Raw genomic sequence first — 20,819 nt, 5'->3', positions numbered from 1 at the left:
GCTCGCAGAATGGGTCAGGTGATGACCAGGCTGGCGCTGGAAGGAATGTCGAAGACGGTGCCGCAGTCCTCGCAGGCGACGTCGGTCTGGCCACGGGGGTCGCTGTAATAGCCCTCGAGCTCCACGCCGCAGCGCGGGCAGTCGAACCAGACCTGTGCAGGCTCGACGCGGACGTGCATGACGCAGAGGCGGGACGGCGTGATCGCCTTGCCGGCTGATGCTTCGGTGTCGATCGGCCTTGCTGTCATGGTGTCGATGGGGCTGGGCATCTGCGTTCTCTGGCTCTCTCTCCTTGCAAAAGAGCAGGGAGAGACGTTGTGCTGACTTCAATGACGATCTGCGAAGGTCCTGTCGGGGCTGAGCCCCGCGCAAGAATTCCTCTACGTTCTCGCGCTATCGAGCAGCTCCGGAAAATCCGTCTCGAAGAATTCGTTCTCGCCACGCTGGCCGGATTTGCGTCGCTCCGCTTCGCTGGCGCGCAGCTCGGTGCGGCGGATCTTTCCCGACACCGTCTTGGGCAGGTCGCAGAACTCGATGATGCGGATCTTCTGGTACGGCGCCAGGCGCGTACGCGTGAAGCTCAGGATGGACTTCGCGGTTTCGCGATCCGGTGCGAACCCCGGCTTCAGGATCACGCAGGCCTTGGGCACGCACAGCCGTTTCGGATCCGGGCTCTCGACGACCGCCGCTTCGGCGACGGCCTCGTGCTCGATCAGCGCGCTTTCGAGCTCGAACGGCGAGATGCGGTAGTCGGAGCTCTTGAACACGTCGTCGGTGCGTCCGACGAACCAGAAGAAGCCGTCCGCGTCGCGCGAGGCGACGTCACCGGTGCCGTAGTGCGTACCGCCGAGCGCCTTCTTCGACTTCTCCTCGTCGCCCGCGTAACCGGCCATGACACCGGCCGGGCGAGGATCGAGCGAAACGGACACTTCGCCCTCGTCGACCGGCTTGCCGTCGCTGTCGAGCAGATCGAGTCGATAGCCGGGCAGGGGACGGCCCATCGAGCCGTAGCGCACCGGCTGTCCCGGCGGATTGCCGAGCATCGCCGTGGATTCGGTCTGGCCGTAGCCCTCGCGGATGACGTGGCCCCAAGCGGCCTTCACGCGTTCGATGACCTCGGGATTCAGCGGCTCGCCGGCGCTGACCAGCTCGCGCAGCTTGAGCTTGTACTTGGTCAGGTCTTCGAGGATCAGCGCACGCCAGGCCGTCGGCGGTGCGCACAGCGTCGTCACGCCGCAGCGCGCCAGCGTCGCCAGCGTCTTGTCGGCGTCGAAACGGCCCTGGTTGTAGACGAAGACGGTGGCACCGATGGTCCAGGGCGCGAAGAAGCAGCTCCACGCATGCTTGGCCCAGCCCGGCGAGCTGATGTTCAGGTGCACGTCGTCCTCGCGCAGCCCCAGCCAGTACATCGTGCTCAGGTGACCCACCGGGTAGCTGCGCTGTGTGTGCAGGACCATCTTGGGCTTCGAGGTCGTGCCCGACGTGAAGTACAGGACGCAGGGATCGTCGGCGCGGGTGACGCCATCCGGCTTGAAGTCCTTCGAGGCGTCGGCTGCCTGCTGGTAGTTCGACCAGCCTTCGGCCTTGCCCACCGAAACGCGCACGCAGCCGTCGGCGATGCCGGCGAACTTGGAGACGTTCGCCGCATCCACGATCACCGCACGCATCTGTCCGCGCTCGATGCGGTCTTTCAGGTCGGCTTCCGACAGCAGCATCGTCGCCGGGCTCAGCACGGCGCCCAGCTTCATCGCCGCCAGCATCAGTTCCCACAGTTCGACGCGGTTGGGCAGCATCACCAGCAGGCGATCGCCACGCCCGACGCCCAGCCTGCGCAGGAAGTTGGCGGCACGATCGCTGGCCACGCGCAGCTCCTCGAAGCTGCGGCTGACCTCGGTCCCCGATTCGTCGACGATCCGCAGCGCCGCGCGCTTGTTGCCGCGCGCCAGGTCGTCGAAGTGATCGAGCGCCCAGTTGAATTCGGGCATCTCGGGCCAGCGGAAGTCGGTCATCGCCGCGGTGTAGTCCTCGCGGTGACGGATCAGCAGGTCGCGCGCGGCACGGTAGGCGGCCAGGGCGGTCATCGGTGTTCTCCTCTCTAAATGTTTTTGGATCGAAGTGACGCGGAGGGTTTATACCGCGACGCTCCGATTCTTCAGCAGGTCCAGCGCAACGTCCTCGATCATGTCTTCCTGACCGCCGACCGTCTTGCGGCGACCCATCTCCACCAGGATGTCGCGCGCCGGGACGCCGTACTGCTTCTCGGCGCGCTTGGCGAACAGCAGGAACGACGAATAGGTTCCGGCGTAGCCCAGCGTCAGCGAGTTGCGATCGATGCGGACCGGGAAATCCATCATCGGGGTCACCAGGTCTTCGGCCACGTCCATGATCCTGAACGTGTCCACGCCGGTCTCGATGCCCATGCGCTCGGCCACCGCGATGAAGACCTCCATCGGCGTGTTGCCGGCGCCGGCGCCCATGCCGCCGCAGGCGCAGTCGATGCGCGACGCGCCCGCCGTGACGGCGGCGATGGAATTGGCCACGCCCATCGCCAGGTTGTGGTGGCCGTGAAATCCGATCTCGGTCTCGGGCTTCAGGCCCTGGCGCAGCGCATCGACTCTCTCGGCGACATCCTCGGGCAGCATGTAGCCGGCCGAGTCGGTGGTGTAGATGCAATTGGCGCCGTAGCTCTCCATCAGCCGTGCCTGTTCGAGGATCTTCGACGGGTCGGCCATGTGCGACATCATCAGGAAGCCGACGGTGTCGAGCCCGAGCTTGCGGCCCAGCGCGATGTGCTGCTCGGAGACGTCGGCTTCGGTGCAGTGCGTGGCCACGCGGATGCAGGCGATGCCGCAATCGGCTGCCATGCGCAGCTCGTCGACGGTACCGATGCCCGGCAGCAGCAGCGCAGAGATCTTCGCCCGCTTCATCAGCGGCACGACGGCGCGCAGGTAGTCCTCGTCGGAGGCCGCGGCGAAACCGTAGTTGACGGAGGCGCCGCCCAGGCCATCGCCGTGCGTGACTTCGATCAGCGGCACGCCGGCCTGGTCCAGGCCGACGGCGACGGTCTTCATCTGCTCGACGCTGATCTGGTGACGCTTGGGGTGCATGCCGTCGCGCAGCGACATGTCATGCACGGCGATCTTGCGGCCCTTGAGGCGGGTGGTGGCGCTCATCGTGGATTCCGGTTCATGCGGCGACGGCGCCGGGCGACTGCAGCCGGCGGGCGAACATCTCGCCGGTGCGCGCCGCGGCGGCGGTCATGATGTCGAGGTTGCCGGCGTACTTCGGCAGGTAATCACCCAGGCCCTCGACCTCGAGGAAGATCGACACGCGACGACCCTCGAACACCGGGCCGTTCTTCAGGCGGTAGCCCGGGACGTACTTCTGCACCTCCGCGATCATGCGGTGCACCGAGGCCGTGATCGCCGCCTGGTCCGGCGTCTCGACGGTGAGGCAATGCACCGTGTCGCGCATCATCAGCGGCGGCTCGGCCGGGTTGATGATGATGATGGCCTTGCCCTTCTTCGCGCCGCCGACGTCGCGCACCGCACCGGCGGTGGTCCGCGTGAACTCGTCGATGTTCTTGCGCGTCCCCGGTCCCACCGACTTCGACGAGACGGTGGCGATGATCTCGCCGTACTCGACGGCCTGCACGCGCGAGACCGCGGCCACCATCGGGATCGTGGCCTGGCCACCGCAGGTGACCATGTTGACGTTGGTGGCGCCGCGTTCGAGCTGCTCGGCGAGGTTCACCGGCGGGATGCAGTAGGGCCCGATGGCCGCAGGCGTCAGGTCGATCATCAGCACGCCGAGTTCACCCAGCTTGCGCGCGTTCTCGGCGTGGACGTAGGCCGACGTGGAGTCGAAGGCGATCTGGATGCCGTCCGCGTGCACATGCGGCAGCAGCCCGTCCACGCCCTGGTCCGTCGTCTTCAGGCCCATCTCGCGGGCACGGGCCAGACCCTCGGACGCCGGATCGATGCCGACCATCCAGACCGGCTCCAGCACCGGGCTGCGCTTGAGCTTGTAGAGCAGGTCGGTGCCGATGTTGCCCGGCCCGATCAGTGCGCAGCGAACTTTTTCCATCCCGCAGGACCCCATCCGAATTCCGAATGAGCCGAACCGTAGCGGTGTCCTGGGGCTCGTGCAACATTCAAGCTGTACAGCTTGTAAAAACAGGCTGAATGGATTGCAAATATTCTCCGCGGTTCAGGCGGCACCCGCGGATACCCTTGTGCGACAGCGCCTTGGCAGAGTGGGGTAGAGCACGACCGGGGCGGCCGATGAAGACAAGACGCTAGAGACGGGTGCGACGACACTCAAGGGGGAGCGACGGAACAACCGGGGGACATCACGTGATCAAGGTCTATTACGGCGAGACCCCGAACGTCTACAAGGTCACGATCGCGATCGCCGAGATGGGGCTCGAGAGCGAGTGGATCCCGGTGAACATCTTCAAGGGCGAACAGTTCGAGCCGGCGTTCCTGGCGATCAGCCCCAACAACCGCATCCCGGCCATCGTCGACATCGATCCGGTCGGTGGTGGCGAGCCGATCAGCGTCGCCGAGTCGGGCGCGATCCTGATTTATCTCGCCGAGAAGAGCGGCAAGCTGCTGCCGACCGAACCGCGCGCCCGCGCCGCGGTGATGCAATGGGTCATGTGGCAGATGTCCTACCAGGGTCCGATGATCGGCCAGTACGGGCACTTCCGGAATTACGCGCCGGAGAAGATTCCGTACGGCATCGAGCGCTTCGGCAACGACGCGCGACGTTCGTACAAGCTGCTGGATGCCACGCTCGAGGGACGTGACTACCTCTGCGGCGATTACTCGATTGCCGACATCATTTGCTGGCCGTGGATCCTTTTCCGCCACCATCATGGTTTCGAACTGGACGACTTTCCGAACCTGGCGCGCTGGTTCCGGCGTATCGAAGCGCGGCCTGCGGTTCGCGAGGCGCTGAAGAACGCCAAGGTGCCGCAGCCGGCCGTCATCACCGACGAGGCCCGCAAGATCCTGTTCAACCGCAAGGTGGATTAACCCCGTAGCCCGGACGAAGTCCGGGGCGGTTGTTCGGATGAAGTGGACCCGGACTTCGTCCGGGCTACGAGGGCGACGGGTCCCCGGTCGCGCCCAAACCCGCCCCGGCGCAGAATCTCCGCATGCAACGAAACACCACGGCACCGCATGAGGCCCGGCCATGAAGCGATGGGGTCGCCTTCTCGGCGCCGCGTTCTGTCTGCTGCTGTTGCTCGCCGCGCTCGCGACCTGGAACGCTGTGTTCCGCGCCCCGGGCGGCGGCCGTCTTCCGATGCCCGAGGGCCTGATCTCGCTGGAGTCGCCTGCCGGCGAGAAGTTGCTCGCCGAAGCGGGATCCAAGGCGGATCTCGATGCGCTCGTCCGCCATTTCGAGACCCAATCGCGACCGGCCTACTGCGGCGTGGCGAGCGCCGTCACGGTGCTGAATGCGATGCCGGCCGCGGCACAGCCTGCGTGGACGCAGTCCACGTTCTTCACTGATTCCGCGCGACGGGTGAGGCATCCGCTGAAGGTGACGTTCGGCGGCATGAACCTGGCCGAGCTCGAAGGTCTGCTGAAGGCGCACGATGTCGACACCGCGCGCGTCTACGCTTCGGATTCGTCGGCTGACGCGTTTCGTTCCGTGCTGCGACAGAACCTCGAGACGCCGGACGACTACGTGATCGTCAATTACGAGCGCGCGATGCTCGGCCAGCCCGCGTCGGGACACATCTCGCCTTTGGGCGCTTACGACGCGACGAGCGATCGCGTGCTGGTCCTGGACGTGGCGTCGTACAAGTACGCGCCGACCTGGGTGCCCGTCGGTGCACTGTGGAAAGCCATGGATACGCTCGATTCCAGCGCCGGAAAGACGCGCGGCTACGTCATCGTCCGCGCCCGGACGAAGTGATGAGTTTCGACGCTGGTCTCCTCATCGATCGCGATGCACCCAAGGCTGATCTCTATCGCGCGCTGCTGACGAGCGTGCACGCTCGCGCCGCCGCTCACTCCGCGTAGATCATCTTCCGCGTCATCCCCCCGTCGATGACGAAGCATTGCCCGGTGATGAAGCCCGCCTCCGGCGACGCGAGATAGACCGCGAGTCCCGCGACATCGTCGGGTCGTCCCACACGCCCGACCGGGTGCTGCTCGTGATCGAGCTTGCGCAGTTTCTTCACGGGGCCGGTGGCGATCCAGCCCGGCGCGATCGCGTTCACCCGGATGTCCGGGCCCAGGCTGATCGCCAGCGCGTGGGTCAGCGCCGTGATGCCGCCCTTGGCGGCGGCATACGCGAGCGTGTCGGGCTCGGACATCAGCGCGCGCGTCGACGACAGATTGATGATCGTGCCCTTGTGCCGGCGCAGATGCGGGATCGCATGCTTGGCGACGAGGAACGGCCCTGTGAGATTCGTGTCGATCACGCGCTGCCAGTCCTGCAGGCCGAGATCTTCCGGCGGCCCACTGTGCGGATCGGCGATCGCGGCGTTGTTCACGACGATGTCGAGGCGGCCCGCCCATTCGACGACGGCCGCGATGGCCAGCGCCACCTGCGCTTCGTCGGAGACATCGCAGCTCAGGAAATGCAGGCGGCTCTTCGCGCGCGAGCGCGTCGCCTTGCGATCAAGGACCGCGACGCACGCGCCTTCCTCGCGGAAGCGCTCCACGATGCCCTTGCCGATGCCGCCACCCCCGCCGGTGACGATGGCGACCTTGCCTGCGAGACGTTTCATTGCGCCGCTGCTCCTGGCCTTGCGGATCGTCCCGCAAGGGTCAACGCGGCACGCAGCGTGCCCAGCTCCGCACCTCGCCGACGAACAAGGCCGGCTGCTCGAAGGCCGCGAAATGACCGCCCTTCGCCGGCTCGCCCCAGTACACGATCTGCGACATGCATTTGTCGGCCCAGGTCCGCGGCGCGCGGTAGATCTCTTTCGGAAAGATGCTGCAGCCCACGGGCAGTTCGAGCGGAACGGCGAAGAAGCCGTTCTTGTAGCTCTCCCAGTACAGGCGGCCGGAGGATGCGCCGCTGTTGGTGAGCCAGTAGAGCGTGATGACGTCGAGGATCTGGTCATAGCTCAGCGCGTTCTGCGGGTCTCCGTCGCAGTCGGTCCAGCGCCAGAACTTCTCGAAGATCCACATCGCCTGGCCGGCCGGAGAATCCGCCAGCCCGTAGCCCAGCGTCTGCGGCCGCGTCGACTGCTGATGCGAATAGCCCGAGTCCCACTCGGCGTATTCGTGCATCTTGGCGAGCATCGCGGCCTCGTCCGGCGACAGGTCGGTGCCCGGATTGCGCGGCATCACCAGCGGCATGTTCACGTGAATCGCCTGCAATCCGGCGGGACGGAACGCGCCGAGTGCGGTCGTCACCGCGGCGCCCCAGTCGCCGCCCTGGGCCAGATATTCGGAATAGCCGAGCCGCTTCATCAGCTCCGCCCATGCCCCGGCAATCTTCGGAATCGACCAGCCCTTGGCGGATGGCCGGCCGGAGAAGCCGAAGCCCGGCAAGGTCGGGATCACCAGATGAAACGCATCGTCGGCCGTCGCCCCGTGTGCCGTCGGATTCGTCAGCGGCTCGATGACATTCATGAACTCCAGGATCGCGCCCGGCCATCCGTGCGTCAGCAGCATGGGCCTGGCGTTCGCGTGCTTCGAGCGCACGTGCAGGAAGTGGATCGAAAGGCCGTCGATCTCGGTCGTGAACTGCTCGTACTGGTTGAGCGCGGCCTCGCAGCGACGCCAGTCGTATTGCGTGGACCAGTACTCGACCAGCGCCTGGGCATCCTTCAGCGGAACGCCCTGGCTCCAGTCGTTGACGGTTTCGTGCTCGGGCCAGCGCGTGCGGCTCAGCCGGAGTTTCAGATCATCGAGATCGGATTGCGGGACGTTGACGCGGAACGGCGTGATGGCGGTGCTCATGGATCGGCAGGGACTTGGCAGCAATGGAGAGGGAGGAAACGCGAAACGTCGCCCATCCTCCGCTCGCGGGCAAGTCGCGCTCACGCAAGAGGCTTCGATGAGCGCTCGTGCCGTGACGCGGACGCGGCACCTTGCGCGTCCCGGGCTCGAACGCGGCCGGCCGCGCGTCCTGCGGGATCGCCCACCCCGATAGACTGTGGACAGTTGCCGGCACAGGCAACGAGGAGACCCGAGATCATGACGCCGCTTCGCATCAACCTTGAAGCCAACGACATCCCGACGCATTGGTACAACATCGTCGCGGACATGCCGAATGCACCGCTGCCGCCGCTGGGCAGGGACGGCAAGCCCGTCACACCGGACGCGATGTCGGCCATCTTCCCCGGCCCGATCCTCGAGCAGGAGATGTCGGCCCAGCGCTGGATCCCCATTCCGCAGGAAGTGCGGCAGATCTACGCGCAGTGGCGTCCGTCGCCGCTGTGCCGCGCATTGCGGCTGGAGCAGAGCCTGGGGACGCCGGCGAAGATCTTCTACAAGTACGAGGGCGTGTCGCCGGCCGGCTCGCACAAGCCGAACTCGGCGGTGCCGCAGGCCTACTACAACAAGCTCGCCGGCACGAAGCGCCTGACCACCGAGACCGGGGCGGGGCAGTGGGGCTCGTCGATCGCGTACGCGGGCCAGATGTTCGGGTTGCCGGTGCGCGTCTACATGGTGAAGGTCAGCTACCAGCAGAAGCCGTTCCGCCGATCGATGATGCAGACCTGGGGCGCGGAGGTGTTCGCGAGCCCGACCGATCGCACGCAGGCGGGACGCACGGCGCTGGCGGCCGATCCCGAGTCACCAGGCTCACTCGGGCTGGCGATTTCAGAGGCGGTGGAAGAGGCGGCCGCCGATCCCGGGGTCTGCTACACGCTCGGCTCGGTGCTGAATCACGTGCTGCTGCACCAGACGGTGATCGGCCTGGAAGCCAAGAAGCAGCTCGAGAAGGTGGGCCTGTATCCGGACGTCATCATCGGCCCCTGCGGCGGCGGATCGAGCTTCGGCGGCATCGCGTTCCCGTTCCTCTCGGACAAGATCGCCGGCGACAAGCGCGCCGAGAAGCTGCGTTGCGTGGCCGTGGAACCGACGTCCTGCCCGACGTTGACGAAAGGCGCGTACGCCTACGATTTCGGCGACGTCTCGGGCTACACGCCGATCATGAAGATGTACACGCTCGGTCACGACTTCATGCCGCCGGGCATCCACGCCGGTGGTCTGCGCTATCACGGCGACTCGCCGCTGGTGTCGCAGCTGGTGCACGAGAAGCTGCTCGAGGCGCTGGCGGTTCCGCAAGTGGCGACGTTTGCCGCCGGCGTGGACTTCGCGCGCGCCGAGGGCATCATCCCGGCGCCGGAGTCCTGCCACGCGATCCGCGCGGTGATCGACGAGGCGCTTCGATGCAAGGCGACCGGCGAACCCAAGACGATCCTGTTCAACCTCACCGGTCACGGTCATTTCGACATGGGATCGTTCGATCGTTACCTGTCGGGGCAGCTCGAGGATTACGAGTACCCGGTGGAGGCGATCCGGGCTTCGTTGAAACACCTGCCACAAGTAGGTTGATGCAAACCCGTGACTCCGGTTGCCACCGTGACTCCGATCACCCCCGTAGCCCGGGTGAAACCCGGGGTGGCGCTCCGTATGCGAAGGGAGCCCCGGGTTTCACCCGGGCTACGGTTGTCCGATGAAAGTAGAGATCCTGCCCAGGAGCATTCCGTGAAGTTCGCCTTGCTGCTCGCGCTGTCCTTCGTCCCCGGTCTCGTCAACGCCGCTTCCGACCCGAAGTGCTCGCAGGCCGCGATCACGCGCGCCAAGGAACTGCTGGCGTTCCACCTGGGCGAGGACGCGGGGATCAACGTCGGCGACACCGTCAAGCCGCTCGCGCCGCTGCGCAATCCGAAGAACCCGAAGCAGATGTTCGACGTGCTCGAAGTCTGGGGCTCGTTCTACAAGGGCGAGTACCGCATGCACTTCATCTACGCGCAGTTGCCGGGCGATACCTGCGCCCTGATGGGCGAAGAGATCCTGCAGTTCGCCAACCTGTAGGAATCAGTTCCCCGGCGTCGCGAACCGATACAGCCCGATCAGCACCAGCCCGACGACGACGATCCACGCATCGCAGACGCGCTTGAGCTGCCACGGCGCTTCGCGGACTTCCATGAAGTGGAACAGGATCAGCCGGACCTTCACCAGCGACAGCAGGATCACGCCGGTGGTGATGTTCACGTGCGCCTGCAGCGGAGCGCCGCTGCCGTGGTCGGTGCCCAGCCACCACGAGAAGACGGTGACGCCGGCGAGAATCAGCCACACGATCGTGGCGGGGTGACGCAGCAAGGAAATCATGACGATCGAGGGCGGATTTACTTCATCAGGTACAGCAGCGGAAACAGCACGATCCACAGCAGATCGACCATGTGCCAGTACGTGGCGCTGCCTTCGAGAAACATCCGGTCGGATGCCGTGCGGATGCCGGCGCGGGCCCTGAGGAACACGAACCCCAGCACGATCATGCCGATCAGCACATGCAGCAGGTGCAGTCCGGTGAGCATGTAGTAGAACGAGTAGAACTCGTTGGCGACCGGCGTCAGGCCCTGCAGCACCTTCTCGCGGTACTCGAAGAACTTCACGAGCCCGAACCCGGCGCCGCACAGGAACGCGGCCGCGAAAAGCCGCTGTGCCAGCGCACGGGCATCGCGACGCGCGGCGTCCGTGCCCATGACGACGAACCACGAGCTGCTCAGCAGCAGCAGCGTGTTGATGGCGCCGAACGTCTGGTTGAGCGCGGCCTGGGACTCCAGATAAAGACCAAGCTGCTCGGCGCGATAGAAGACGAAGCCCGCGAACAGCATCGCGAACACCGTCATGTCGCCGAGCACGAAGACCCAGATCCCGGTTTCGCCGGGGATGTGGCCGTTGCTCGTCTTCGGCGCCTCGGATACGACGGCGGGTGCCGTCATGCCGCGGTCCCGGCCTGCTGCTGCTCCTGCTGACGGATCGCGCCCAGCAGCAGCACGTACATCACCAGGAACCACGCGCCGAAGAACGCGAACGGAATCCAGTACGGCAGCAGGCCGTTCCACGCGAACGGACCGGAGCGCGCGAACATCGCTGCGACACCGGGAACGAAGATGAAACCGGTCCACAGGTTGTAGTAGCCAGCCCAGCGCGGGAACACCGGCTGCGCAGCGCGATCGCCGAGGATCGCAACGCCGAGCGCCACCACCTGCAGCACCGCGATGCTCACCGGCGTCACCAGGCAGAGCCAGGCCAGGTCGTTGAACAGCTGGGTCATTGCCGGGTCGCGTTCCGGACGAAAGGCGGTGACGGCCCAGAGCAGGACCGGCAGCATCAGGAACGCGACCACCGCGGTACCCGTCGTCAGCTGCGTGTTGGCCAGAGCGGGACTGCAGGTCTTGATCCGGCTCATCTGCGCGGAGATCAGCGACAGCCAGGGCAGCAGCAGACCGGTGGCGAACATCATCAGTGCGCAGCCGACGCGGATCATCACCGAGTTGTCGCGGTACATCGCCGCGAGTTCGTCCGCCGGCATCGTCGGCGCGGGCGCGGGCATGAAGCCGGCGCAGAAGATGAAACCGACGCTGAACAACAGCACGAAGGCGGGTCCGCCCAGTGCACACCAACGCTGACCATTCATGCCCGCTCCCCTGATTCGTCTTATGTATCAGCCGATCAAATCATTACGGGTGCGAGTCGGCAAGCGAGGGTGATCATCCGGGCCGGGAGACGGCAGCGAGTGGACACAAGGATGAAGCGTGCAGGTCGAGTAGGCGAAACGTAGCCCGGACGAAGTCCGGGGTTGCGCTCCGTGTGCGAGGGGAACCCCGGACTTCGTCCGGGCTACGGATTCGATTCAGCTCTGCACGTGAACACCATGCCGGTCGTGATGCAACGCGCGATGCGCGAACCGCCACCCCTGCGGCGTACGGCGCCACACGTCGTGGTAGACGCCGGACAAGGTCGGCGAGGGCGCGGCTTCATCCGTGCCCTGGTGCGTGACCAACACCATCGTGCGCGTCTTCGCGCCGTCCGCGGTCCAGCTCTCGAAGACGGTGCCGGACTGGTGATGCCGGCTCGTGAACTTGCCCGCGCGCCTGGCCAGCCGTGCGGCGGCCCATTCGCGGATGCCGGCGCGGCCGGAGAGCTGCAGCTCGGGCTTCTGCGCATTCGCGGCGTAGGCCTCCCACAGCGCGTCCTCGACGAAGAGCTCCGAGAAGCCGACCGGATCCTGGGCGTCGTAGCGGTACGAGTAGTTGGCGATCGTCTCCAGGATCGCGAGGCGGTCTTCGATGTTCATGCGGGGTCTCCTGCTGAGGGTTGCGCGAGCCGGTTCTGATGGAGTGGGAAAAGCGCTCAGCGCCACTGGGCGGAAGGTTGGCTTCTGATGGGCCGGTAGAAGCGTTCAACGCAAAGGGCGCAAAGGAAAAGAAAGGACGCAAAGGAAGGCGAGTAACGGCGCGGGCGAAGCGCTGTTCCCAACATTTCGTCTTTCTTTTCTTTGCGTCCTTTCTTTTCCTTTGCGCCCTTTGCGCTAAAAGCCTTTTCCCCAAGTTCAAAACCGACACGATCGACCCGGCGGCGCGTCGGCTCAATGAAACACGAACACGCCCTTGCCGCTCGAAGCCCCGTCGAACAGCTTGTACGCCTCGTCGGCCTGATCGAGCGTCCAGCGTTCGGTGAACAGGCTGTCGACGTCGATGTTCCGGTCGGCGATGAACTTCGCGCATTCCGCCTGGCCGACCGTCGAGAACGTCCAGTGACCGATCACCGTGATCTGGCGGCGGAGCAGATCCGGGCTGACATCGAGCGTGAGCTGTCCGCCTTCGCCGACGAAGCAGGCCTTGCCCCAGGTGCGCAGGCATTGCACGGCTTGCCGCCGGGCATCGGGTGACGAGGAGGCGTCGAGCGACGCGTGCGCGCCCAGTCCGCCGGTGAGTTCGCGGATGGCGGCCACCGCGTCGACCTTCGACGGATCGATGAGTTCGTGTGCGCCGAAGGATTTCGCGCGCGCCAGCCGGGCGGGACTGACGTCGAGTGCGATGACACGCGCGCCGAGCGCGGCGGCAAGCTGCGTCGTCGACAGGCCGACCGGCCCCTGGCCGAAGATCACCAGCGTCTGGTCGCCCTTGAGTTCGAGACGCTGGATCGCGCCCCAGGCGGTGCCGGTGCCGCAGGAGATCGCCGCGCCGGTTTCGAAGGACAGCGATTCCGGCAGGTTCACGCAGGTGTTCGCCGGGCACTTCATGTAGCGCGCATGGGCGCCGTGACCGGTGACGCCGTAGACCTCGGCGACGCCTTCGACGCAGAGTTGCTGCCAGCCGGTGGAGCAGTGCGGGCAGGCGCCGCATCCCTTGTAGTGGTGGACCATGACGCGTTGCCCGACCCTGGCCTGCTTGGGATTCACGTGCGATCCGACCGCCACGACGACGCCGCAGGGCTCATGGCCGGCGATGACCCTCTTGTCGCTGCTGAAGCCGAGCGCCTTCATCGCCTGACCCGGCGGAGCGCGATAGAACTTCAGATCGCTGCCGCACATACCGGAGGCCCTGATCTCCAGCACGACCTCGCCGGGTCCCGGCGTAGGGTCGTCGAAGGATTCGATCGCGACCTTGCGGTCGCCTTCGAAGACGATGCCTTTCATGGAGATCTCCTTTCTCTCTTTTGTAGCCCGGACGAAGTCCGGGGCTTTCCCTCTTCGACGGACCATATCCCCGGACTTCGTCCGGGCTACGGTTAGCGCAGCACGAAGGGATTCAACGGCGCGTTGTCCGCGTACGACAGCCACACGCTCTTGGTTTCCAGGAACTGCCGGATCGATTCGAGACCGCTCTCGCGGCCGATGCCGGAATGCTTCATGCCCCCGAACGGCATCATGTAGCTCACGGCGCGGTACGTATTGACCCAGACGGTGCCGGCCTTGATGGCGGCGGAGACGCGCAGCGCCCGGCCCATGTCGCGCGTCCACACGCCCGCGGCCAGGCCGTAGATCGTGTCGTTGCCGATGCGGATGGCGTCGGCCTCGTCTTCGAAGCCGATGATCGACAGCACCGGGCCGAACACTTCCTCGCGCGCGATGCGCATGTCCGGTTTCACGTCGACGAAGATCGTCGGCTCCACGAACTGGCCGCCTGTCAGCGTGGGGCCGGTCGCGGGACCGCCGCCGAGAATGCAGCGCGCGCCTTCGGCCTTGGCGATGTCGATGTAGTCGAGCACCTTCTTGTACTGCGCCGCCGTCGTCACGGGCCCGATGTTGGTGTCGGCGTCCATCGGATTGCCCTTGCGCGCCGAGCGTCCGAGCGCCGCCACTTTCTCCGTGAAGGCTTCGCGGATCGAGTTCTGCACCAGCAGACGCGAACCGGCGATGCAGGTCTGCCCGGTTGCCGCGAAGATGCCGGAGATGACGCCGGAAGCCGCCTTGTCGAGATCACAATCGTCGAACACGATGTTCGGCGACTTTCCGCCCAGCTCCAGCGACACGCGTTTCATGCTGCGCGCCGCCTGCGCGTAGATCTTCGCGCCGGTGACGTCGGAACCCGTGAACGTGACCTTGGCCACGCCGGGATGATCGACCAGCGCCGAGCCCGCTTCCTGGCCCAGCCCGGTGACGACGTTGAACACGCCGTCGGGAAAGCCGGCTTCCTTGGTCAGCGCCGCAAACTCCAACGTCGATACCGACGCGAACTCGGACGGCTTGACGATCACCGCGCATCCGGCCGCGATGGCGGCCGCGCACTTCCACGCGACGAACAGCAGCGGCGAGTTCCACGCGGTGAGCGCCGCGACGACGCCGACCGGCTCGTGACGCGTGAAGCCCATCATGTCGGGCTTGTCGAGCGGCATCACCGCGCCTTCGATCTTGTCGGCGAGGCCGCCGAAGTAGCGCCACCACTCGGGCAGATAGGCGACCTGGCCGCGCATCTCGGCCAGCAGCTTGCCGTTGTCGCGGACCTCGATCTCGGCGAGCCGGTCGGAATTCAGCGCGATCAGGTCGGCGAGCTTGAACATCAGCTTGCCGCGCTGCGTCGCCGTCATCGTCGCCCAGGGCCCGGACTTCATCGCGGCGTTCGCGGCGGCCGCTGCGGCATCCACGTCCTTGGCGCAGCCCTGGGGAATGCGCGCCCAGGCCTGGCCCCGATACGGGTCGATGCTGTCCAGCCAGCGGCCGCTCGCGGGTTCCACGTAACGGCCGTTGATGAACTGGTTGTACGTCTTCACGTCTGCTTCTCCTTCCGGATTCTTCTGTTGAGTTTCAACCGAACAGCCCGCGCACATCGTCGATGTCCTCGAACGCCGCGAGCCGCTCGTACAGCGCACCCGCGTTGCGACCCGACCCGCCGTAGGCCACGCAGTCGATGAATTTCTGGCGCAGCTCCGCCGGATCGAGTGGGTTGCGGGCGTTGCCGCGTGCGAAGCGGATGTCGCCCGAGTCGAATGCGCGGCCGTCGGTGCAGGTGATCGACACGCGATCCGCATAGCCGAACGCGGAATCCTCGGAAGGACGGTCGCAGGTGTCGACCTTCACCTTCGCGAACTGCGCCTGCACCGCGGATTGCGTGACGAACGCATCGCTTGACTCTGCCAGGCCGACGCGTCGTGCGACCAGCGCTGCGGCGACGGCGAATTCGATGCTGAAGCGCGCTTCCAGGCCCGTGACGGGTCGCGGATTGCGCAGCATCGAGGCTTGGGCGACGCCGATGCGGACCTGCACCGAGGCGACGTCCGCGGGCGCCAAGTCGTGCTGTTCGATCAGCGCGATGGCGCCGTCGATGACGCGGTGGCAGGAATAGCAGACGGGGTAGCGTTTCACCGACAGGCCGATCGATTCGAGTCGCAGCCGATCGGGATCGACTTCGAAAGGCCGCGCGAGGTCGACGCGTGAGGCCGGTGACAGTGCCGCGAGAAAACCTGCGCGATGTTCGAGCGCATCTGGCGCCGCCGTGAGCCCGCGCTCGGCCAAGCGAACGGCCTCGATCGCGTGCGAGGCCGCCTTGCCCGCGTGCAGCGGCTTGGTCATCGTCCCGAAGTTCGCGACCAGTCCCGACGACAGGCTCGCGGCGAGGGCCAGCGCGGTCTGCACCGTGTGCGCCGGCAGCTTCGCCAGATGCGCCACGGCTGCCGCAGCGGCGACGGTGCCGAAGACGCTGGTCGGATGCCAGCCCTTCAGATGGAGCGGGTCGGGTTCGCGCGTGTGCAGGTCGGCCCAGACTTCGTAGCCGACGGCGTAGGCGCGCAGCACGTCGGATCCCGAGGCGCCGAGCCGATGGCCTTCGGCGAGCAGGGTAGGGATCAGCACCGTGCTGGTGTGCGCGGACAGCGAGACGTCGTCGTAGTCCAGCGCGTGGCCCGCGACGGCGTTGACGAGGGCGGCATGCGCCGTGGACAGCCGCGTGCCGGTGAACAGCAACGGCGCCTCGGGCGTGCCGCCCTGCGCGGTGAGGTGTTCGAGGAGGATGCGGACGGCAGGCTCGGCACAGCCCGCCAGCGCAGTGGCGACGGTGTCGATCAGGCCGATCTTCGCGATCCGCATCGCAGCGGGCAGCGAACGCTCGATGCGTGGGTTCGCGACGAACTCGGCGAGCGCCTGCGTGAGCGGGGTCGGCATCGGCTCGTCCGCGATCGACGCAGCTCAGCGCGTCGCGGCGCTGACGTAATGGCGCGGCAAGCCGGCGCGCCACAGCGCGCCGTGCATCGGCATGTCGGGCAGGGCGGCCTTCACTTGTTCGCGCACGGCCAGCAGCTTGCCGATGTCGATGCCGGTATCCAGACCCATCGAGTCGAACATGAACACCAGGTCTTCGAGCACGATGTTGCCGCTGGCGCCTGGCGCGTACGGGCAGCCGCCGAGGCCGCCCAGCGAGGCATCGAAGCGGGTGATGTCGCAATCCAGCGCCGCGCTCGCGTTGGCCAGGCCCGTGCCGCGCGTGTCGTGGAAATGGGCGCGCAGCGGCACCGTCTTCACTTCCTGCTGCACGGCCCTGAACACGCGGCGAACCTGTGCCGGGTCGGCGTAGCCGACGGTGTCGGCGATCATCAGCTCATCCGCGCCGGCATCGGCCAGCTCGACCGCCAGGCGCACGACGTCGTCCACCGGGATGCGTCCTTCGTACGAGCAGCCCAGCGCCGTCGACAGACCGGCGCTGATGATCGTGCGCCGCGCGGCGCTCTCGGTGCGCACGCGCCGGACGATCTCGCGGAAGTCCGCCACCGACTCCGAAGGTTCGCGTCGCACGTTCTTCAAGTTGTGCGTGCGGCTCACCGACACGACGAAGTTCAGCATCGGCACGCCCAGCTCCAGGCCGCGCTCGGCGCCCTTGAGATTGGGCACCAGCGCCGACGATTTCAGCCCCGGGATCTCGAGCGCGCCGCGCGTGACCTCGGCGGCATCCGTGAACTGCGGGATCAGCTTGGGCGGAACGTAGGACGTGACTTCGATCTCGCGGATGCCGGCCGCGGCAGCTGCGCTGATCCACGCCAGCTTGTCCGCGGTGGGCATGAACGTGGGATGGATCTGCAGACCGTCGCGCAAGCCGACTTCCCTGACGATGATGGCGGTGGGCATGGCGTGGGCTCCGGGTGGTGCGTGTCGATCAACGGCTGCGGAAGACCGGCTTGCGCTTCTCGTTGAAGGCGCGCACGCCTTCGAGCCGGTCTTCGGTGTCGATCAGGTGGTTGTAGGCCTCGATCTCGAATCGGTATGCGGTGCGCAGTTCCATCTGGCTGCCGTAGCGGACCGATTTCTTGATCTGGCGGGTGGCCAGCGGTGCGTTGGCGGCGATCGTCGCCGCGGTTTCGAATGCGACGGCGAGGACCTGGCCCGGTTCGAGGATGCGATTGACGAGTCCCCAGTCGACGCCCTGCTGCGCGGTGAACGGCGAGCCGGTCATCAGGATCTCCTTGGCGCGGCGGTCGCCGACGGCGCGGGGCAGGTTCTGCGTGCCGCCGCCGCCCGGGATGATGCCGAGCTTGACCTCGGTGAGCGCCATGCGCGCCGCGCTGCTGGCGTAGATGAAGTCGCAGTGCAGCGCGAGTTCGAGGCCGCCGGCGTAGGCGTGACCGTTGACGGCCGCGATCACCGGGATCGGCAGGTCGGCCAGCGCCCAGAACATGCGCTCGAAGATCTCGTGCTGCGCCTGCCACTGCGCCTTGCTCATGCCGTCGCGCTGCTTGAGGTCGCCACCGGCACAGAAGATCTTGTCGCCGGATCCAGAGAGCACGATGCAACGCACGCCATCGGCGTCCTCGGTGAGCCGCGTCCACAGATCCAGCAGGTCCCGGCCCATCTGCGTGTCGATGGCGTTTCCCACCGCGGGACGGTTCAGTTGCACGTGCAGCACGTGCTCGTCCACCCGATCCAGGCGGATCGTCTCGTAGGCGCTGTACGTGGGTTGGGGTTCGTTCATGTTCGTTCCTGGATCAGTACGACCGCGGCATCTCCAACAAGTGCTGCGCGATGAAGGCGAGCACCAGGTTGTTCGAGATCGGCGCGGTGCGGAACAGGCGCGTCTCCTTCCACTTTCGCTCGATTCCGTATTCGGTGGCGAACCCGTAGCCGCCGAAGGTCGTCATCGCCGCCTCGGCGGCTTCCCACGAGGCTTCGCTGCACAGGTACTTCGCCATGTTGGCTTCGCCGCCGCAGGGCTTGCCGGCGTCGAACAGGGTGGCGGCCTTGTTGCGCATCAGTTCGGCTGCGCACAGCGCCGCGTGCGACTTGGCGATGGGGAAGGCCACACCCTGGTTGGCGCCGATCGGTTTGTCGAACACGATGCGCTCGCTGGCGTAGCGCCGCGCGCGATCGACGAACCAGCGGCCATCGCCCAGGCACTCGCTGGAGACCAGCAGGCGTTCGGCGTTGAGCGAGCTGAGCAGGTACGAGAATCCCTTGCCCTCTTCGCCGATGCGCGCGTCGTCACCGACTTCGAGGTTCTCGATGAAGACCTCGTTGGTGTGGTGGTTGAGCATCGTGTCGATCGTGCGCGCCTGCAGCGATTTCCCGGCCTTCGCGATGTCGATCAGGAACAAACTCAGTCCATCGGTCTTGCGCTTGACCTCTTCGTACGGCGTCGTGCGTGCGAGCAGCAGGTACATGTCCGACTGGCGATAGCGCGAGGTCCAGATCTTCTGGCCGTCGATGACGTAGCCGCCGTTGACCTTGCGCGCGAAAGTCTTGATGCGCAGCGTGTTGGAGCCCGCGTCGGGCTCGGTGACGCCGAACGCCTGCAGGCGCAGGTCGCCCGATGCGATGCGCGGCAGGATCGCGCGTTTCTGCGCCTCGCTGCCGTGCTCGAGCACGCTGGCCATCGTGTACATCTGCGCGTGACACGCCGCGCCATTGCCGCCGCTGTGGTTGATCGCCTCCAGGATCACACAGGCATCGAGCAGGCTCAGGCCGGACCCGCCGTAGGCCTCCGGAATCAGCGCCGACAACCAGCCGGCCTCGGTGACGGCATCGACGAAGGCGTGCGGATAGTTCTTTTCCACTTCGCAATCGCGCCAGTAGGCGTCGTCGAAGCGCGTGCAGAGCGCGGCGACCGCGTCGCGAATCTCGCGCTGGGTGTCGGTATAGGAAAAGTCCATGACGTCTCGGGAAGTGGATCGGATGGAATGCGTCAGCCGACGAAGCGGTGCTCGATCATCCGGCGGATCGCCGCATCGTCGTAGCCGGCCTCCGCCAGGAGTGCGTGCGTGTGAGCGCCCAGTGTCGGCGGCGCCACGTGTTCGGTCTTGCGCCGACCGTTGAGCGTGAACGGGATGCCGACCACGCGATGATCGTCGCCTTCGCTGACCTGTAGCGGCTGCACGATGCCGGCGGAGACGACCTGCTCGTCGGTCAGCATCTGGCCGACGTCGTTGAGAATGCTGCACGGAGCGCCGCAAGCGCGCAGGCGCCTCACGGCTTCGGCGGCCGGCATCTGCACCATCGCGTCCTCGATGATGCGATGCAGCTCGACGCGGTGCTTCACGCGGTCGGCGTTCTTCGCGAATTTGGGGTCGGACGCAGCATGGTCGATCCCCAGCGCCTTGCAGACCTGGGTGAACAGGCGGTCGTTGCCGGCTGCGATGAACACCCAGCCGTCGGCGGCGGCGAACAGTTCGTACGGCGCCAACATCGTCATCGCCGATCCGAGCTTGCGCGGCAACGTGCCGGATGCGCGGAAGTTGGCGATGAACACCGACATCCACGCGATGCCGGTCTCCAGCAGGCTGGTGTTGACGCAGCTTCCTTCGCCGGTGCGCTCGAGCTCGCGCAGCGCCGCGAGGATGCCCATCGCCGCCCACATGCCGGAGCCCATGTCGATCAGCGAGACGCTGACCCTCACGGGCGCCTCGCCGTCGTTGCCGGTGACGCTCATGACGCCGGTGAAGGCCTGCATCAGCGGGTCGTAACCCGGCAGCCCGCTCATGGGCCCGGATTGTCCGAAGGCGCTGATGGCGCAGTAGACGAGCTTGCGGTTGTCCTGCCGGAGCGACTCGAAGCCCAGGCCGCGCGATTCGGCGCTGCCGGGCTTCATCGAGTGGACGACGATGTCGGCGCTGCGCGCGAGTCGCGCCACCGCCTCTTGGCCTTCCGGCGCATCCAGATCGATGCAGATGCTCTTCTTGTTGCGGTTGAAGGCGAGGTACACCGGTGATTGTTCGCCCCAGGCCGGCGGCATCCAGGCCCGCGTGTCGTCGCCGGAGCCCGGCCGCTCCACCTTGATGATCTCGGCGCCCATGTCGCCGAGGATCTGCGTGCAATAGGGCCCGGCCACGTTCTGGGTCAGGTCGAGGACGCGCAGGCCTTTGAGGACCTGCTCCATCGCGACGCCTGCTGCGGGTTCGGTCGACATTCGA

21 protein-coding genes are annotated in these 20,819 nt (G+C 66.4%); 4 read left to right on the top strand and 17 right to left on the bottom strand.

Features of this window, described 5'->3' with window-relative positions; genetic code table 11:
• Positions 1-14: 14 nt before the first annotated feature.
• From DFR24_RS06380 to DFR24_RS06365, 4 genes are all read right to left on the bottom strand, one after another.
• Positions 15-269 carry a hypothetical protein gene (locus tag DFR24_RS06380; RefSeq protein ID WP_133880465.1) on the bottom strand — a complete coding sequence of 85 codons (255 nt, stop codon included), beginning with the start codon at positions 267-269 and terminating at the stop codon, positions 15-17.
• Between the two features lie 111 nt (positions 270-380).
• Positions 381-2,081, bottom strand: coding sequence for an AMP-binding protein (locus DFR24_RS06375; RefSeq protein WP_133880464.1), 1,701 nt, complete (start codon positions 2,079-2,081; stop codon positions 381-383).
• A 48-nt stretch (positions 2,082-2,129) separates the two neighbouring features.
• On the bottom strand, positions 2,130-3,173 hold the full coding sequence (gene dmpG / locus DFR24_RS06370) for a 4-hydroxy-2-oxovalerate aldolase (protein WP_133880463.1): 1,044 nt from the start codon (positions 3,171-3,173) through the stop codon (positions 2,130-2,132).
• Positions 3,174-3,186: 13 nt separating this feature from the next.
• Complete coding sequence (locus tag DFR24_RS06365) at positions 3,187-4,086, bottom strand: acetaldehyde dehydrogenase (acetylating) (protein WP_133880462.1); 900 nt, start codon at positions 4,084-4,086, stop codon at positions 3,187-3,189.
• Positions 4,087-4,355: 269 nt separating this feature from the next.
• Between DFR24_RS06365 and DFR24_RS06360 the strand changes: the two genes are divergently transcribed.
• Together DFR24_RS06360 and DFR24_RS06355 are read left to right on the top strand one after the other, a co-directional pair.
• On the top strand, positions 4,356-5,039 hold the full coding sequence (locus DFR24_RS06360; RefSeq protein ID WP_133880461.1) for a glutathione S-transferase family protein: 684 nt from the start codon (positions 4,356-4,358) through the stop codon (positions 5,037-5,039).
• 160 nt (positions 5,040-5,199) lie between these two features.
• Complete coding sequence (locus tag DFR24_RS06355) at positions 5,200-5,928, top strand: phytochelatin synthase family protein (RefSeq protein WP_133880460.1); 729 nt, start codon at positions 5,200-5,202, stop codon at positions 5,926-5,928.
• Between the two features lie 94 nt (positions 5,929-6,022).
• Here DFR24_RS06355 and DFR24_RS06350 read toward each other — a convergent pair whose 3' ends face one another.
• Both DFR24_RS06350 and DFR24_RS06345 read right to left on the bottom strand, forming a co-directional pair.
• Positions 6,023-6,748 carry an SDR family oxidoreductase gene (locus tag DFR24_RS06350; RefSeq protein ID WP_133880459.1) on the bottom strand — a complete coding sequence of 242 codons (726 nt, stop codon included), beginning with the start codon at positions 6,746-6,748 and terminating at the stop codon, positions 6,023-6,025.
• A 40-nt stretch (positions 6,749-6,788) separates the two neighbouring features.
• Complete coding sequence (locus DFR24_RS06345; protein ID WP_133880458.1) at positions 6,789-7,931, bottom strand: epoxide hydrolase family protein; 1,143 nt, start codon at positions 7,929-7,931, stop codon at positions 6,789-6,791.
• A gap of 237 nt (positions 7,932-8,168) precedes the next feature.
• Here DFR24_RS06345 and DFR24_RS06340 point away from each other — a divergent pair, with 237 nt between their 5' ends.
• Complete coding sequence (locus DFR24_RS06340; protein ID WP_133880457.1) at positions 8,169-9,533, top strand: TrpB-like pyridoxal phosphate-dependent enzyme; 1,365 nt, start codon at positions 8,169-8,171, stop codon at positions 9,531-9,533.
• A gap of 153 nt (positions 9,534-9,686) precedes the next feature.
• The gene (locus DFR24_RS06335) at positions 9,687-10,016 is read left to right on the top strand and encodes a hypothetical protein (protein WP_133880456.1); all 330 of its coding nucleotides are present in this window, start codon (positions 9,687-9,689) and stop codon (positions 10,014-10,016) included.
• Positions 10,017-10,019: 3 nt separating this feature from the next.
• On the opposite strand, the gene DFR24_RS06330 is transcribed toward DFR24_RS06335, so the two are convergent.
• From DFR24_RS06330 to DFR24_RS06280, 11 genes are all read right to left on the bottom strand, one after another.
• On the bottom strand, positions 10,020-10,313 hold the full coding sequence (locus DFR24_RS06330) for a cytochrome C oxidase subunit IV family protein (RefSeq protein ID WP_133880455.1): 294 nt from the start codon (positions 10,311-10,313) through the stop codon (positions 10,020-10,022).
• A 17-nt stretch (positions 10,314-10,330) separates the two neighbouring features.
• Positions 10,331-10,927, bottom strand: a complete 597-nt coding sequence (locus DFR24_RS06325; protein ID WP_133880454.1) for a cytochrome c oxidase subunit 3 — start codon at positions 10,925-10,927, stop codon at positions 10,331-10,333.
• Positions 10,924-11,625, bottom strand: a complete 702-nt coding sequence (locus DFR24_RS06320; protein ID WP_133880453.1) for a hypothetical protein — start codon at positions 11,623-11,625, stop codon at positions 10,924-10,926. The genes DFR24_RS06325 and DFR24_RS06320 overlap by 4 nt, the downstream gene beginning before the upstream one ends.
• Before the next feature lie 216 nt (positions 11,626-11,841).
• The gene (locus DFR24_RS06315; RefSeq protein ID WP_133880452.1) at positions 11,842-12,285 is read right to left on the bottom strand and encodes a nuclear transport factor 2 family protein; all 444 of its coding nucleotides are present in this window, start codon (positions 12,283-12,285) and stop codon (positions 11,842-11,844) included.
• Between the two features lie 291 nt (positions 12,286-12,576).
• Positions 12,577-13,629 (bottom strand): zinc-dependent alcohol dehydrogenase family protein, encoded by a 1,053-nt coding sequence (locus tag DFR24_RS06310; protein ID WP_133880451.1) that lies wholly within the window; start codon positions 13,627-13,629, stop codon positions 12,577-12,579.
• A 92-nt stretch (positions 13,630-13,721) separates the two neighbouring features.
• Positions 13,722-15,203 carry an aldehyde dehydrogenase gene (locus DFR24_RS06305; protein WP_133880450.1) on the bottom strand — a complete coding sequence of 494 codons (1,482 nt, stop codon included), beginning with the start codon at positions 15,201-15,203 and terminating at the stop codon, positions 13,722-13,724.
• A gap of 34 nt (positions 15,204-15,237) precedes the next feature.
• A complete protein-coding gene (locus DFR24_RS06300) occupies positions 15,238-16,590 on the bottom strand; it encodes an MmgE/PrpD family protein (RefSeq protein ID WP_133880449.1) in 1,353 nt (450 codons plus the stop codon).
• A 24-nt stretch (positions 16,591-16,614) separates the two neighbouring features.
• Positions 16,615-17,547, bottom strand: coding sequence for a hydroxymethylglutaryl-CoA lyase (locus tag DFR24_RS06295; protein ID WP_133880448.1), 933 nt, complete (start codon positions 17,545-17,547; stop codon positions 16,615-16,617).
• Between the two features lie 28 nt (positions 17,548-17,575).
• Complete coding sequence (locus DFR24_RS06290) at positions 17,576-18,388, bottom strand: enoyl-CoA hydratase/isomerase family protein (RefSeq protein ID WP_133880447.1); 813 nt, start codon at positions 18,386-18,388, stop codon at positions 17,576-17,578.
• A 13-nt stretch (positions 18,389-18,401) separates the two neighbouring features.
• On the bottom strand, positions 18,402-19,562 hold the full coding sequence (locus tag DFR24_RS06285; protein WP_133880446.1) for an acyl-CoA dehydrogenase family protein: 1,161 nt from the start codon (positions 19,560-19,562) through the stop codon (positions 18,402-18,404).
• Between the two features lie 32 nt (positions 19,563-19,594).
• Positions 19,595-20,815, bottom strand: a complete 1,221-nt coding sequence (locus DFR24_RS06280) for a CaiB/BaiF CoA transferase family protein (RefSeq protein ID WP_162851076.1) — start codon at positions 20,813-20,815, stop codon at positions 19,595-19,597.
• Positions 20,816-20,819: the final 4 nt, after the last annotated feature.

Source organism: Panacagrimonas perspica (assembly GCF_004364935.1).
GTDB classification, from domain to species: Bacteria; Pseudomonadota; Gammaproteobacteria; order Nevskiales; family Nevskiaceae; genus Panacagrimonas; species Panacagrimonas perspica.
Note: the sequence above shows the minus strand (reverse complement) of the source record. Positions and strands in the feature narration are given on the sequence as shown.